The organism is Streptomyces sp. NPDC048002, assembly GCF_040653275.1.
In the GTDB taxonomy this organism is placed as follows: Bacteria; Actinomycetota; Actinomycetes; order Streptomycetales; family Streptomycetaceae; genus Streptomyces.
Window position 1 is genome coordinate 104,806 of record NZ_JBEZNL010000006.1, and the last position, 12,891, is coordinate 117,696.

Here is a 12,891-nt window from a genome sequence, read left to right on the forward strand (position 1 = left end):
GACATATTCGCAGGTCAGAAGCGTATCGGCGGCAAACCCTGGCGGGTTGCCGCCGATCCGTGTTTAGGTGCGTCCTGTGACTCTCTTATTGACACCGACGCACACGGGGGTGTGACCGCATGGCCGCAGGAGGCTTCTGCAAGCTGCCGACCGGCAGCGTGGTGGTGGCGCTTAACCTGCCCGAACCGACCGTGGACGGCATCGGCTCGGTCCGGGTCCTCGTCCATGCCCGCAACCGGGCCCGGGCCCTGACCAGGCTCCGGAACCTCGGGCTGCGCGCGGTCTACCTCCGGGGCAACGCGGCACCGCCCACCCCGGACGAGATCACCGCGGTCCTGCACCATCCCGACGGCCTCATATGGCGCACGACACCGGACAACGCTGTCGCGGCGGCCTGCCCGCAGCCCGCGCAGGAGCTGTGGCGCCCGATCAGATCCCTGCTCAGACGCCCGACGGCTCCCGCCTAGGGTTCGCCGAAACGGCCTAGGGCCTGTTGCGAAAGTGCTGGTCACAGCCACTCGTTGATGGCTGCGACCAGCACGGTCGCTTCGTAGCGGACGGCGAGTTTGTCGTACCGAGTGGCCACGGCCCGATGGCGCTTGAGCCGGTTGATCCCGCATTCGACCGCGTGCCGCTGCTTGTAGTCGTCCTTGTCGAACTTCGGCGGCCGTCCGCCGCGCGAGCCGCGCTTGAGGCGGTTGCGGACCCGGTCGGCCGGAACCGGGATGGTGGCTTTGATCCCGCGTCTGCGCAGGTAGGAGCGGTTGCTGCGGGAGTCGTACGCCTTGTCGGCCCGGACCCGGTCCGGACGTCTGCGGGGCCTGCCGAGCCCCAGCCTCGGCACTCGGATGGCTTCCAGGACCGGCTCGAACTGCGGGGAGTCGCCCCGCTGCCCGGCCGTGATCACTATCGACAAGGGCTTCTGCCCCTGCTCGACCGCGAGGTGGATCTTGCTGGTCAGTCCGCCGCGGGAGCGTCCGAGGCCGTGGTCGGCCGGCTCGACGAAGATTCCGCCGGGCGGCTCCTTCTGGAGCTCCCCTTTTTCGCCGCCCCGGCGGCGTGCTGGTGGGCCCGGCAGACGGTGGAGTCGACGTTGACCTCCCAGGTGATCAGGCCCTTCGCGTCCGCCTCGGCCTGGAGCTGCGTGAGGATCCGCGCCCAGGTGCCATCGCGCTGCCAGCGCCGGAACAGGTCATAGACCCGGTCCCACGGCCCATAACGTTCGGGCACGTCCCGCCACGGAGCACCGGTCCGGGTCCGCCACCGTATGCCGTCTATCAGTTGCCGCCGCGTCCACACCTGCGGCCGACCCGGCTTGATGCCCGTCGGCAGCAGAGGCTCAAGCCGGGCCCACTGGCCGTTCGTCAGATCCCCACGTCCCACAGGACGTGATCATCACCGAACAAGATCCACTTTCGCAACAGACCCTAGGCGACGACGGGCTTGCCGGTGAGTTCGATGCCGGCCGTGCGCATCTCCTCCAGCGCCCGCTCGGTGGTCTCCTCGGCGACCCCCGCTGTCAGGTCGAGCAGGACATGCGTACGGAAGCCCTCCCGGGCCGCGTCCACGGCCGTGGCCCGTACGCAGTGGTCGGTGGCGATGCCGACCACGTCCACCTCGGTGACCTCCCTGGCCCGCAGCCAGTCGGCCAGGGTCGCGCCGTTCTCGTCGACCCCCTCGAAGCCGCTGTACGCCGCGGAGTACGCGCCCTTGTCGAAGACGGCGTCGATCGCGCCGGAGGCGACCGCCGGGGCGAAGTTCGGGTGGAAGCCGACCCCCTCCGTGCCCGCGACGCAGTGCGCGGGCCAGGAGTGGACGTAGTCGGGATTGTCGGCGAAGTGACCGCCGGGTGCGATGTGGTGGTCACGGGTGGCGACCACGTGCTGGTAGCCGGTACCGGCGGCCTGCCCGACCAGCTCGGTGATGGCGGCGGCGACATCCGCGCCGCCGGCCACCGCGAGGCTGCCCCCCTCGCAGAAGTCGTTCTGCACGTCAACGACGATCAAGGCGCGGCGCATGGTGGACGTCCTTCGATGGGCCCCGGCTCTTCCGAAACCCGGGGGAGAGTGAACTTACGAGCCTAGGGACTGCGAGGGCACTACGGGAGGGCGCACCAGCTTTAGCTACCCGAGCGCCCCGTGAGGTACTCCGTCGGAAGGACGGGTTCCCCGCGCGACAGCTGGGTCGCGGACAGCGGCAGCCCCGCCCGGGCGGCCGCGTGCCGGTCCCGTACGACGTCCAGCGGCTCACGGGCCACCACCTCGCCGCCCTTGACCAGCTCCACCAGCAGCTGCCGGTCGGCCAGCTCGCCGGGGACCTCCCCGGTGCCGACCACCTCGGCCTCCGCCACGCCGTACGGGTCCAGCCGGCGCGCCGCCCACTTGCGGCCCCCCACGGAGGTCTTGCCGCCCGAGGACTTCTTCGCCACCGGCACCAGCGGCGCCGCCGGGTCGGCGGACTCGGCGCGGGCGACCAGCTTGTAGACCATCGAGCACGTCGGGTGCCCCGAGCCGGTCACCAGCTGGGTGCCGACCCCGTACGCGTCCACCGGGGCGGCGGCCAGCGAGGCGATGGCGTACTCGTCGAGGTCGGAGGTCACGACGATCTTCGTGTCCCGGGCGCCCAGCTCGTCCAGCTGCTGCCGCACCCGGTGCGCGACGAGCAGCAGGTCACCGGAGTCGATGCGGACCGCGCCCAGCTCGGGCCCGGCGACCTCCACCGCCGTACGGACCGCCTCGGTCACGTCGTAGGTGTCCACCAGCAGGGTGGTGCCCCGGCCGAGCGAGTCGACCTGGGCCTGGAAGGCGTCCCGCTCGCGGTCGTGCAGCAGGGTGAAGGCGTGCGCGGAGGTGCCGACGGTCGGGATGCCGTAGCGGAAGCCGGCCGCGAGGTCGGAGGTGGTGGCGAAGCCGCCGATGTACGCGGCGCGCGCGGCGGCGACCGCGGCCAGTTCGTGGGTGCGGCGGGCGCCCATCTCGATCAGCGGCCGCTCCCCGGCCGCCGAGGACATCCGGGAGGCCGCGGCGGCGATGGCCGAGTCGTGGTTGAGGATCGAGAGGATCACCGTCTCCAGCAGCACGCACTCGGCGAAGGAGCCCTCCACCCGCATGATCGGCGAACCGGGGAAGTACACCTCGCCCTCGGGGTAGCCCCAGATGTCACCGCCGAAGCGGTAGTCGGCGAGCCACTGGAGGGTCTCCTCGTCGACGACGGCACGCTCGCGCAGGAAGGCGATGACGTCCGCGTCGAAGCGGAAGTTCTCCACGGCGTCCAGCACCCGGCCGGTGCCCGCCACCACGCCGTAGCGGCGGCCGTTCGGCAGCCGTCGGGTGAAGACCTCGAAGACGCTCCGCCGTTCGGCCGTGCCCGCCTTCAGAGCCGCCCGGAGCATGGTCAGCTCGTACTGGTCCGTGAAGAGCGCCGTAGAGGGAACGTCCACCGGCAGCCCAAGGTCCGCTGTGTTCATGGCAAGCATGCTACACCCACTTCGCGTCAGTGTGACGATTTGTCGTGCGCGTGGCAGCATGGGCCATGTGACGTCACCCGCTCCCGTAGAGATCGAACGCACCGAGTCGGCGGAAGAGGTTTTCGCCGTACCCGAGCCCGACGTCCCCTGGGTCACGATCGTCCACAACGACCCGGTCAACCTCATGAGCTACGTGACGTACGTCTTCCAGACGTACTTCGGCTATCCCAAGGACAAGGCCACCAAGCTCATGCTCGACGTCCACCACAAGGGCCGGGCGGTCGTCTCCAGCGGATCCCGCGAGGAGATGGAGCGCGATGTGCAGGCCATGCACGGCTACGGTCTGTGGGCCACCCTCCAGCAGGACCGGAAGTAGCGACCACCGCTGATGCCAGGAACCTTTGAACCCCTCCCGGGCGGCGGCGCCGCCGTCGCGCTCGACGACGTCGAGATCTCGATCATCCGGTCCCTCGCCGTCCAGCTCCTGGAGCTGATCGGCCCGGGGCCCGGCGGGGACAGCCCCGAGGACCCCCTCGCCGAACTCTTCGCCGACGGCCCCAGCGAGCCGCCCGCCGACCCGGTGCTGCGCCGGCTCTTCCCCGACGCCTACGGCGACCCCGAGGGCACCCCCGGCCCCCAGGAGGCCGAGGAGCAGCGCGCGTACTCCGCCGAGTTCCGCCGGTACACCGAGAACGACCTGCGGGCCGGCAAGCGGGAGAACGCCCTCGCGGTGATCCGCTCCCTCGACGGGCTCAGCTCCGCCGGCGACGGCGGCGCGGTGCTGAAGCTGTCCGCCGAGGACTCCAAGCAGTGGCTCAGCGCCCTCAACGACCTGCGGCTGGCGATCGGTTCGCGGCTGGACATCCTCGACGAGGACGACACCGACCTGCTCTACCGGCTCCCCGACGACGACCCCCGCAAGCCGATGGTGATGGCCTACCTCTGGCTGGGCGGACTCCAGGAGACCCTGGTCGCCACGCTGCTGCCCTGACCGGACCCCGCGCACAGGCGTTTGCGTTCGCTCAGCGGACGCTCAAATCCGGATAACGATCACGTCACCCTCCCGGCGTGCTGTGCCCCTTTTGTGTCCCCTTTGCCCTCTTCTCCCTGTGGTGTGAGCCACAGTGCGCCAAGGTGAACTCCGTTGCGATCGTGATAGATCTTCATGATCGCCCGGCGAACACCACCCATGTTCCGCCCGGGTGCGCCACTCACCGGCAGACCGCCGGTCAGGCACAAAGCTCCATCAATCCGGGGGGATCGAAAACCGGTCCGCGGCCGACCAGAGGCCCGGTCCGGCGTGGAGAAAGGCGCACGAATACATGACCTCCGCTCAGGCCGACACGGAGAAGGCTCCGGAAGAGGGCTACGAGCGCGGCCTCGGCAGCCGCCAGGTCCAGATGATCGCCATCGGCGGCGCCATCGGCGTCGGCCTCTTCCTGGGCGCCGGGGCGAACATCGCCAAGGCCGGCCCCAGCCTCATCCTCATGTACGCCCTCGCCGGCGTCATCATCTTCTTCATCATGCGGGCGCTCGGTGAGCTGCTCCTGTACCGCCCGGTCTCGGGTTCCTTCGCCGAGTACTCCCGCGAATTCCTCGGCCCGTTCTTCGGCTATTTCACCGGCTGGACGTACTGGCTGATGTGGGTCGTCACCGGAATGGCCGAACTCACGGCCGCCGCGATCTACGTCAATTACTGGTTCCCGGAAGTCCCGCAATGGGTCACGGCCCTGGTGTTCCTGCTGGTGCTGTTCGCCGCGAACCTGATCTCGGTGAAACTGTTCGGCGAGATCGAGTTCTGGTTCTCGATGGTCAAGGTCACCGCGCTCATCGGCATGATCGTGATCGGTCTCGGTGTGCTCACCTTCGGCTTCAGCTCCGCCGGTGACACCGCCGCCGTCTCCAACCTCTGGGCCTTCGACGGCTTCTTCCCCAAGGGCATCGGCTCGTCCCTGATGACCCTCCAGGGCGTCATGTTCGCCTACCTCGCCGTCGAACTCGTCGGCGTCACCGCGGGCGAGTCCGAGAACCCGGAGAAGACCCTCCCCAAGGCGATCAACACCCTGCCCTGGCGGATCGCCCTGTTCTACGTCGGCGCCCTCACCGTCATCCTGTGCGTGGTCGAGTGGACCGAGTTCGCGGAAGGCGTCAGCCCCTTCGTGAAGGCCTTCGCGGTCATCGGCATCCCGGCCGGCGCGGGCATCGTCAACTTCGTCGTCCTCACCGCCGCCCTGTCCTCCTGCAACTCGGGCATGTACTCCACCGGCCGCATGCTGCGCACGCTGGCCGACAACGGCGAGGCCCCGAAGGTCTTCAGCAGGCTGTCCTCCACCAGGACGCCCGCGCTCGGCATCAGCATCTCGGTCGTCTTCATGGGCATCGGCGTGGTCCTGAACTACATCGTCCCGGAGAAGGCCTTCGGCTACGTCGTCTCCGTCGCCACCGCGGCCGGCATCTGGACCTGGCTCATGATCCTCATCAGCCACGTCCGGTACCGCCGCGCGGTCGACGCCGGGCGCCTGCCCGCCTCGTCCTTCCCCGCCCCGGGCGGCGCGAGGTGCAGCTGGGTCGCCATCGTCTTCCTCCTCTTCGTCACCGGCCTCATCGCCTACGACGCGGACTCCAGGATCTGCCTGTACGTGATGGCCGGCTGGGCCGCGGCCCTGGGCATCGGCTGGTACGCCCTGAGGTCCCGCAACCCCGAGGCCACCCGGCGCCGCGAGACGGAGTTCGAGAAGATCGGCTGATCGGAGCCCCGCGCCCCTGGGGGCTTCAGTTGTCCGGCATTTGGGCTGCTCCGTACCACTCTTCGGTACGGGGTGGCCCTTCTGCTTATCCTGCTCGCATGCTGACCATCACCCAGGACCTGGTCGACCGGATCGTCGCGCACGCGCGCAAGGACCACCCCGACGAGGCGTGCGGCGTCGTCGCCGGGGCGGCCGGGGCCGACCGACCCGAGCGCTTCATCCCCATGCTGAACGCGGCCATGTCGCCCACGTTCTACGAGTTCGACTCCGGCGACCTGCTGAAGCTGTACCGCGAGCTGGACGACCGGGACGAGGAGCCGGTGGTGATCTACCACTCGCACACGGCGACCGAGGCCTACCCCTCCCGCACCGACATCTCCTACGCCAACGAGCCGGGCGCGCACTACGTCCTGGTCTCCACCGCCGACACCGACGGCCTCGGCGAGTTCCAGTTCCGCTCGTTCCGGATCCTGGAGGGCGAGGTCACGGAGGAGGAGGTCAAGGTCGTGGAGGCCTACTGAGCTGCCCTTCTCGCGACCTGGACGGATTCCGTCCGAAGGATGAGATCACACTCCAGGAGCCGGTCCGGGAATCGATACGATGAGCCCATGGTTCTTCTCGACGTGAGCGACAGGGCGCCGGGCACGATGCTCGTTGCGCGGCTGCACGTCGACCTGTGCAGGCTGAACAGCGCCATCTGTTGACCGTCCCGCTGTAGCCGTACGGCCGCGCTGCCGCGGCGCGCGCCGTCGCCGCGCGCCCACCGAGACCAGACCACTTTTTCCGACAGGAGCCCCTTGCCATGGCCATCGAGGTCCGCATCCCCACCATCCTCCGCACGTACACCGACGGTCAGAAGGCGGTGGAGGGATCCGGGGAGACCCTCGCCGAGCTGTTCACCGACCTGGAGACCCGGCATGCGGGCATCCAGGCCCGCATCGTGGACGGCGAGCAGCTGCGCCGCTTCGTCAACGTCTACCTGAACGACGAGGACGTCCGCTTCCTCGACGGCATCAACACCAAGCTCACCGACGGCGACAGCGTCACGATCCTGCCGGCCGTGGCCGGCGGCATGGTCTGATCCGAATGCGCTACGACTCCCCGCTGGCCGCGGTGGGCAACACCCCTCTGGTGCGCCTGCCGCGGCTGTCGCCGTCCGCCGACGTCCGCATCTGGGCCAAGCTGGAGGACCGCAACCCCACCGGCTCGGTCAAGGACCGGCCGGCCCTGCACATGATCGAGCAGGCGGAGAAGGACGGCCGGCTGACCCCGGGCTGCACCATCCTGGAGCCCACCTCCGGCAACACCGGCATCTCGCTCGCCATGGCGGCCAAGCTCAAGGGCTACCGCATCGTGTGCGTCATGCCCGAGAACACCTCCCAGGAACGCCGGGACCTGCTCGCCATGTGGGGCGCGGAGATCATCTCCTCCCCGGCCGCCGGCGGCTCCAACACCGCCGTACGCGTCGCCAAGGAGCTGTCCGCCGAGCACCCCGACTGGGTGATGCTCTACCAGTACGGCAACCCCGACAACGCCGGCGCCCACTACGCGACCACCGGCCCGGAGATCCTCGCCGACCTCCCCTCCGTCACCCACTTCGTGGCGGGCCTCGGCACCACCGGCACCCTGATGGGCGTCGGCCGCTACCTGCGCGAGCACAAGCCGGACGTCAAGATCGTCGCCGCCGAGCCGCGCTACGACGACCTGGTCTACGGCCTGCGCAACCTCGACGAGGGCTTCGTACCCGAGCTGTACGACGCCTCCGTCCTCACCACCCGCTTCTCCGTCGGCTCGGCGGACGCGGTCACCCGCACCCGTGAGCTGCTCCAGCAGGAGGGCATCTTCGCGGGCGTCTCCACCGGCGCCGCCCTGCACGCCGCGATCGGCGTCGGCCGCAAGGCCGTCACCGCGGGCGAGAGCGCCGACATCGTCTTCGTCGTCGCCGACGGCGGCTGGAAGTACCTCTCGACGGGCGTCTACACCGCCGCCACCACGGAGGAAGCGATCGAGACCCTGCACGGCCAGCTCTGGGCCTGAACCGCCCCGCGCCGGCCCGCCCGGCCCGGCGTCCTATCCGGTGAGGTGTCGGACCTGGTCCCACAGGACCGGGTCCACCACGCCGACCTTCCGGCGGAAGTCCCACACCGGGACCTCGCGCAGCTCGTCCGTCTCCAGGAAGCTCGCCCGCCCCTGCGCGTCACCCACCGCACCCGGCGGCAGCGGGATCACCCCGGCCCGCTCGTCGTGATAGCGGCTGGTGATCTTCGCGACGCGCACCCGCCTCCCGCGCACCGCCAGCACCAGACACGGCCGGTCCTTCGCACCGGGCCGGTCCTCGAACGGCACGCTCGCCCACCAGATCTCCGTGGGCCGGGGCCGCGCCCCCGACCGGTGCCGGGTCCACCGCCCGTAGGACCTGCGCCCCCAGCCGTCCACGAGCGCGGCGACCAGCGCCAACAGCACCACCGCCGCGAGCGCCAGCCACCAGGACGTGTCCATACGATGACGTTACCGGCGTGCGGTCGTCGGCGCGCGCCCTCTCGCGCGCCTCACACACCCCGCTACCAGCCGAACCGGTGACACCACAGGTGAGTTCGCCCACAACAGCCCTTGGCGGAGGAGCGACCCGGCGTTTCGCGCCTTACGCTCGACAAACCGCACGACCCCCGTCGCCCCCCATCCGGATTTCCCGCCAGCGGAGGTTTCTGCTTCATGAAGCTCACCGTCGTCGGCTGCTCGGGGTCGTTCCCGTCCGCGGAATCGGCCTGCTCGAGCTACCTCGTCGAGGCCGACGGCTTCCGGTTGCTTCTCGACATGGGCAACGGTGCCCTTGGCGAGTTGCAGCGCCACTGCGGTCTCTACGACCTCGACGCGATCTTCCTGAGTCATCTGCACGCCGACCACTGCATCGACATGTGCGCGTACTTCGTCGCCCGCTACTACCGGCACGACGGCGGCCGCTGCGCCCCCATCCCGGTCCACGGCCCCGAGGGTGCCGAGCACCGGCTGACCACGGCCTACGCCGACACCCCCTCCGCCTCCTCGATGAGCGAGGTCTTCGACTTCCACACGGTCAAGCCCTCCACCTTCGAGATCGGCCCCTTCACCGTGCACACCGAGCGGGTGGCCCACCCGGTGGAGGCGTACGGCATCCGCATCGAGCACGGCGGCCGGGTCCTGACGTACTCCGGGGACACCGGCGTGACCCCCGCGCTCGACGAACTCGCCCGCGACAGCGACCTGTTCCTGTGCGAGGCGGCCTTCACGCACGGCAAGGAGAACATCCCCGACCTGCACCTCAACGGCCGTGAGGCGGGTCAGACGGCGACCCGGGCAGGGGCCCGCAGGCTGGTGCTGACCCACATCCCGCCGTGGACCGACCCGCAGGTCAACCTGGCCGACGCGCGGGAGGTCTACGACGGCCCGGTGGAACTCGCCGCGCCGCGCACCACGTACGAGATCTGAGTCCGCCGCAGGACACTACGAGGCCCCCCGGACGTGTGTCCGGGGGGCCTCGTCGTCGGGTTCAGGAGAGGCTCACGCCTTGGTGAGGTCCTCGACCTCCTCCTCGGGCTCACGGCCCGGGGTGGTCAGGTTGTACTTGGTGATGGCGAAGCGGAAGACGACGTAGTAGATCGCCGCGAAGACCAGGCCGATCGGGATGATCATCCAGGGCTTGGTGGCCAGGTTCCAGTTGAGGAAGTAGTCGATCGCGCCGGCCGAGAAACTGAAGCCGTGGTGCACCCCGAGGGCCCAGGTGACGGCCAGCGAGATGGCGGTCAGCACCGCGTGGATGACATAGAGCAGCGGCGCGATGAACATGAACGCGAACTCGATCGGCTCGGTGATACCGGTGACGAACGAGGTCAGCGCCAGCGAGAGCATCATGCCGCCGACGGCCTTGCGGCGCTCCGGGCGGGCGGTGTGCGTGATGGCCAGGGCGGCGGCCGGGAGCGCGAACATCATGATCGGGAAGAAGCCGGTCATGAACTGGCCCGCGGTCGGGTCACCGTGGAAGAAGCGCGGCAGGTCGCCGTGCCAGACGGCCCCGGCGGAGTCCTTGAAGCTGCCGATCTCCTGCCAGGCCACCGTGTTGACGAACTGGTGCATGCCGACCGGGAGAAGAGCGCGGTTGATGGCACCGAAGATGCCCGCGCCGACGGCGCCGAGGCCGGTCATCCACTCGCCGAAGTTGGTGATGACCTCACCGACGGGCTCCCAGACCAGGCCGAAGAAGACGCCGACAGCGGTGCCGATGAAGGCCATCAGGATCGGGACGAGGCGACGTCCGTTGAAGAAGCCCAGCCAGTCGGGGAGCTTGGTGCGGTGGAACCGCTGCCAGGTCACCGCGGCTATGAGGCCCATGACGATGCCGCCGAGCACCTTGGGGTCGTTGTAGGTGGCGGCGACGTCCGCCCCCTCGGTGACCTTTGCTTCGGTGATCGGGAACGCGGTCAGGACGTTCTTGTAGACGAGGAAGCCGACCAGCGCGGCCAGCGCGGTGGAGCCGTCGGCCTTCTTGGCGAAGCCGATCGCGATGCCGACGCAGAACAGCAGCGGCAGATTGGCGAAGACGGCGTCGCCCGCGGTCGCGAAGACCGAGGCGACCTTGTTCCAGCCGAGTCCGTCCTTGCCGAAGACGTCATCCTGGCCGAGACGGAGCAGGATGCCTGCCGCCGGCAGGACGGCGATCGGCAGCTGGAGGCTGCGGCCGACCTTCTGCAGGCCCTGGAACAGGCCGGATCCCCACTTCTTCGTGGGGGCCGCCGATGCGGTGGCGGTGCTCATAGACTTCCTCCATCGGGTGGTGGTCTACACCACTCAGTGGTGTAGACCTGTTGTAGCACGATGAAGGGCGCATAAGGAACCCGCGATTCCCTTACGGAAACCGCGGGTTGCCCAACCGTTATTCGGGGCCTGAAAGGTCAGACCTTTGTCACGTCCTCGACCTCGTCCTCCGGCTCCCGGCCCGGGGTCTTCAGGTCGAACTTCGTGATCGCGAACCGGAAGATGACGTAGTACACGACCGCGAAGACCAGACCGATCGGAATGATCAGCCACGGTTTCGTCGCCAGGTTCCAGTTGATGACGTAGTCGATGAGCCCGGCGGAGAAGCTGAAGCCGTCGTGCACCCCGAGCCCCCACGTCACCGCCATCGACACACCCGTCAGCACCGCGTGCACCGCGTACAGCAGCGGCGCGATGAACAGGAACGAGTACTCGATCGGCTCCGTGATACCGGTGACGAACGACGTCAGCGCCACCGACAGCATCAGACCGCCGACCTCCTTGCGGCGGTGCGGCTTCGCGCAGTGCGTGATCGCCAGCGCGGCCGCAGGCAGCGCGAACATCATGATCGGGAAGAAGCCCGAGGTGAACTGACCCGCGTCCGGGTCGCCCGCCAGGAACATGTTGATGTCACCGTGCACCTCGGTCCCGTCCGGCTTCACGTACGTGCCGAACTGGAACCAGATGGGCACGTTCAGGAACTGATGCAGACCGATCACCAGCAACGCCCGGTTGGCCACACCGAAGATGCCCGCACCCCAGGAGCCGGCGTCGCTCAGCCAGTCGCTGAAGTTCTCCAGACCGTCGCCGATCGGCGGCCAGATCCACAGGCACAGCGCCGCGAAGGCGATGGCGACGAACGCCATGATGATCGGCACCAGACGGCGACCGTTGAAGAAGCCGAGCCAGTCCACCAGCTTGGTGCGGTGGTACCGCTGCCAGAAGAACGCGGCCAGCAGCCCGATCACGATGCCGCCGAACACCCCGGGGTTCTGGTACGTGAACCCCGCCGCCGTGTCCTCGGCCGGAGCCAGACAGCCCACGTTGATGATCGCCACCGAGTCGGGCGGACAGTCCTCCGGGAACTGGCGCAGCACGTTGTAGTAGACGAGGAAGCCCGCGACCGCCGCGAGCGCCGTCGAGCCGTCCGCCTTCTTCGCCATGCCGATCGCCACACCGATGCAGAACAGCAGCGGCAACCCGAGCGAACCGTCCAGCAGCGCGCCGCCGGCGCCCGCCATGACCTTGGACACGTCCGTCCAGCCCAGCCCGTCGTCACCGAACACATCGGGCTGGCCCAGCCGGTTGAGGATGCCCGCGGCCGGCAGGACCGCGATCGGCAGCTGAAGGCTGCGCCCCATCTTCTGAAGGCCCTGGAACAGACTGTTCCAGCGCATCCGCGCCGGGCTCACCGCACCGTCGGCACTCATCCGGACCCCTCTGCTGGAAGCGGGTTTGGCGACCGTCCGTCAGGTGGTGTAGACCAGTCGGCGACGGTTCCGCTGTCGTGATCGCCATCATTCGGCACCCACGGCGTGACCGCTCGCAAAGATGGGCCAACTGTGGGTTACTGCGACAAAGCGGTTCGGATCAGGGAGAAAGAACATGGCCAGCAAGGCTGAGAAGATCGTCGCCGGACTCGGTGGCATCGAGAACATCGAAGAGGTCGAGGGCTGCATCACCCGCCTCCGCACCGAGGTCAAGGACCCCGCCCTGGTCGACGACGCCGCCCTGAAGGCCGCCGGCGCCCACGGCGTCGTCAAGATGGGCACCGCCGTCCAGGTCGTCATCGGCACCGACGCCGACCCCATCGCGGGCGAGATCGAAGACATGATGTGAACCCCACCCGGTTCACGTGAACGGGCCCCTTCCCCCACCGGGGAGGGGCCC

The 12,891-nt window shown here is 69.0% G+C and carries 16 protein-coding genes; 10 read left to right on the top strand and 6 right to left on the bottom strand.

The annotated features are described in order from the left end of the window. The first annotated feature begins 119 nt into the window (after positions 1-119). Complete coding sequence (locus tag AB0E07_RS11030; protein ID WP_362248506.1) at positions 120-467, top strand: hypothetical protein; 348 nt, start codon at positions 120-122, stop codon at positions 465-467. Positions 468-508: 41 nt separating this feature from the next. On the opposite strand, the gene AB0E07_RS11035 is transcribed toward AB0E07_RS11030, so the two are convergent. The 3 genes from AB0E07_RS11035 to AB0E07_RS11045 form a co-directional block, all read right to left on the bottom strand. Next, positions 509-1,383, bottom strand: a protein-coding gene (locus tag AB0E07_RS11035; RefSeq protein ID WP_362248509.1) for an IS5 family transposase whose coding sequence is annotated in 2 segments (ribosomal slippage) — positions 509-996 and positions 996-1,383 — 876 coding nt in all. Because the reading frame shifts where the segments join, the coding sequence is not laid out codon by codon here. Between the two features lie 44 nt (positions 1,384-1,427). Beyond that, positions 1,428-2,018, bottom strand: a complete 591-nt coding sequence (locus tag AB0E07_RS11040; RefSeq protein ID WP_362248512.1) for an isochorismatase family protein — start codon at positions 2,016-2,018, stop codon at positions 1,428-1,430. A 101-nt stretch (positions 2,019-2,119) separates the two neighbouring features. After that, a complete protein-coding gene (locus AB0E07_RS11045) occupies positions 2,120-3,466 on the bottom strand; it encodes a nicotinate phosphoribosyltransferase (protein WP_362248515.1) in 1,347 nt (448 codons plus the stop codon). A gap of 58 nt (positions 3,467-3,524) precedes the next feature. Between AB0E07_RS11045 and clpS the strand changes: the two genes are divergently transcribed. The 7 genes from clpS (at position 3,525) to AB0E07_RS11080 (ending at position 8,250) form a co-directional block, all read left to right on the top strand. Continuing rightward, positions 3,525-3,842: an ATP-dependent Clp protease adapter ClpS gene (clpS, locus tag AB0E07_RS11050; protein ID WP_351701234.1), complete on the top strand. Its 318-nt coding sequence runs from the start codon at positions 3,525-3,527 to the stop codon at positions 3,840-3,842. A gap of 12 nt (positions 3,843-3,854) precedes the next feature. Continuing rightward, positions 3,855-4,457, top strand: a complete 603-nt coding sequence (locus AB0E07_RS11055) for a DUF2017 domain-containing protein (RefSeq protein ID WP_362248519.1) — start codon at positions 3,855-3,857, stop codon at positions 4,455-4,457. A 331-nt stretch (positions 4,458-4,788) separates the two neighbouring features. Then, positions 4,789-6,213, top strand: a complete 1,425-nt coding sequence (locus AB0E07_RS11060) for an amino acid permease (protein ID WP_362248522.1) — start codon at positions 4,789-4,791, stop codon at positions 6,211-6,213. 98 nt (positions 6,214-6,311) lie between these two features. Then, on the top strand, positions 6,312-6,734 hold the full coding sequence (locus AB0E07_RS11065) for a M67 family metallopeptidase (protein WP_362248525.1): 423 nt from the start codon (positions 6,312-6,314) through the stop codon (positions 6,732-6,734). A gap of 87 nt (positions 6,735-6,821) precedes the next feature. Further along, positions 6,822-6,917: a putative leader peptide gene (locus AB0E07_RS11070; protein ID WP_362248528.1), complete on the top strand. Its 96-nt coding sequence runs from the start codon at positions 6,822-6,824 to the stop codon at positions 6,915-6,917. Between the two features lie 98 nt (positions 6,918-7,015). Further along, a complete protein-coding gene (locus tag AB0E07_RS11075) occupies positions 7,016-7,294 on the top strand; it encodes a MoaD/ThiS family protein (protein ID WP_362248531.1) in 279 nt (92 codons plus the stop codon). A 5-nt stretch (positions 7,295-7,299) separates the two neighbouring features. Continuing rightward, positions 7,300-8,250, top strand: a complete 951-nt coding sequence (locus AB0E07_RS11080; protein ID WP_351924633.1) for a cysteine synthase — start codon at positions 7,300-7,302, stop codon at positions 8,248-8,250. 33 nt (positions 8,251-8,283) lie between these two features. Here the strand turns inward: AB0E07_RS11080 and AB0E07_RS11085 are convergent, their stop codons facing one another. Then, positions 8,284-8,712, bottom strand: a complete 429-nt coding sequence (locus AB0E07_RS11085; protein WP_362248535.1) for a type II toxin-antitoxin system PemK/MazF family toxin — start codon at positions 8,710-8,712, stop codon at positions 8,284-8,286. Positions 8,713-8,925: 213 nt separating this feature from the next. On the opposite strand from AB0E07_RS11085, the gene AB0E07_RS11090 reads away from it, so the two are divergent. Beyond that, complete coding sequence (locus AB0E07_RS11090) at positions 8,926-9,678, top strand: MBL fold metallo-hydrolase (RefSeq protein WP_362248538.1); 753 nt, start codon at positions 8,926-8,928, stop codon at positions 9,676-9,678. A 72-nt stretch (positions 9,679-9,750) separates the two neighbouring features. Here AB0E07_RS11090 and AB0E07_RS11095 read toward each other — a convergent pair whose 3' ends face one another. Both AB0E07_RS11095 and AB0E07_RS11100 read right to left on the bottom strand, forming a co-directional pair. Further along, entirely contained in the window at positions 9,751-11,001 is a 1,251-nt protein-coding gene (locus AB0E07_RS11095; RefSeq protein ID WP_362248541.1) for a PTS transporter subunit EIIC, read from the bottom strand. A 137-nt stretch (positions 11,002-11,138) separates the two neighbouring features. Next, a complete protein-coding gene (locus tag AB0E07_RS11100; RefSeq protein ID WP_362248544.1) occupies positions 11,139-12,431 on the bottom strand; it encodes a PTS transporter subunit EIIC in 1,293 nt (430 codons plus the stop codon). 175 nt (positions 12,432-12,606) lie between these two features. On the opposite strand from AB0E07_RS11100, the gene AB0E07_RS11105 reads away from it, so the two are divergent. Continuing rightward, the gene (locus tag AB0E07_RS11105; RefSeq protein ID WP_362248547.1) at positions 12,607-12,840 is read left to right on the top strand and encodes a PTS glucose/sucrose transporter subunit IIB; all 234 of its coding nucleotides are present in this window, start codon (positions 12,607-12,609) and stop codon (positions 12,838-12,840) included. The last annotated feature ends 51 nt before the right edge of the window (positions 12,841-12,891 follow it).

Coding starts and splice junctions, on each gene's coding strand:
- AB0E07_RS11055 (WP_362248519.1), top strand. CDS start 3,855: ATGCCAGGAACCTTTGAACCCCTCCCGGGCGGCGGCGCCGCCGTCGCG.
- AB0E07_RS11090 (WP_362248538.1), top strand. CDS start 8,926: ATGAAGCTCACCGTCGTCGGCTGCTCGGGGTCGTTCCCGTCCGCGGAA.
- clpS (WP_351701234.1), top strand. CDS start 3,525: ATGGGCCATGTGACGTCACCCGCTCCCGTAGAGATCGAACGCACCGAG.
- AB0E07_RS11080 (WP_351924633.1), top strand. CDS start 7,300: ATGCGCTACGACTCCCCGCTGGCCGCGGTGGGCAACACCCCTCTGGTG.
- AB0E07_RS11100 (WP_362248544.1), bottom strand. CDS start 12,431: ATGAGTGCCGACGGTGCGGTGAGCCCGGCGCGGATGCGCTGGAACAGT.
- AB0E07_RS11065 (WP_362248525.1), top strand. CDS start 6,312: ATGCTGACCATCACCCAGGACCTGGTCGACCGGATCGTCGCGCACGCG.
- AB0E07_RS11070 (WP_362248528.1), top strand. CDS start 6,822: ATGGTTCTTCTCGACGTGAGCGACAGGGCGCCGGGCACGATGCTCGTT.
- AB0E07_RS11095 (WP_362248541.1), bottom strand. CDS start 11,001: ATGAGCACCGCCACCGCATCGGCGGCCCCCACGAAGAAGTGGGGATCC.
- AB0E07_RS11040 (WP_362248512.1), bottom strand. CDS start 2,018: ATGCGCCGCGCCTTGATCGTCGTTGACGTGCAGAACGACTTCTGCGAG.
- AB0E07_RS11105 (WP_362248547.1), top strand. CDS start 12,607: ATGGCCAGCAAGGCTGAGAAGATCGTCGCCGGACTCGGTGGCATCGAG.
- AB0E07_RS11045 (WP_362248515.1), bottom strand. CDS start 3,466: ATGAACACAGCGGACCTTGGGCTGCCGGTGGACGTTCCCTCTACGGCG.
- AB0E07_RS11075 (WP_362248531.1), top strand. CDS start 7,016: ATGGCCATCGAGGTCCGCATCCCCACCATCCTCCGCACGTACACCGAC.
- AB0E07_RS11060 (WP_362248522.1), top strand. CDS start 4,789: ATGACCTCCGCTCAGGCCGACACGGAGAAGGCTCCGGAAGAGGGCTAC.
- AB0E07_RS11085 (WP_362248535.1), bottom strand. CDS start 8,712: ATGGACACGTCCTGGTGGCTGGCGCTCGCGGCGGTGGTGCTGTTGGCG.
- AB0E07_RS11030 (WP_362248506.1), top strand. CDS start 120: ATGGCCGCAGGAGGCTTCTGCAAGCTGCCGACCGGCAGCGTGGTGGTG.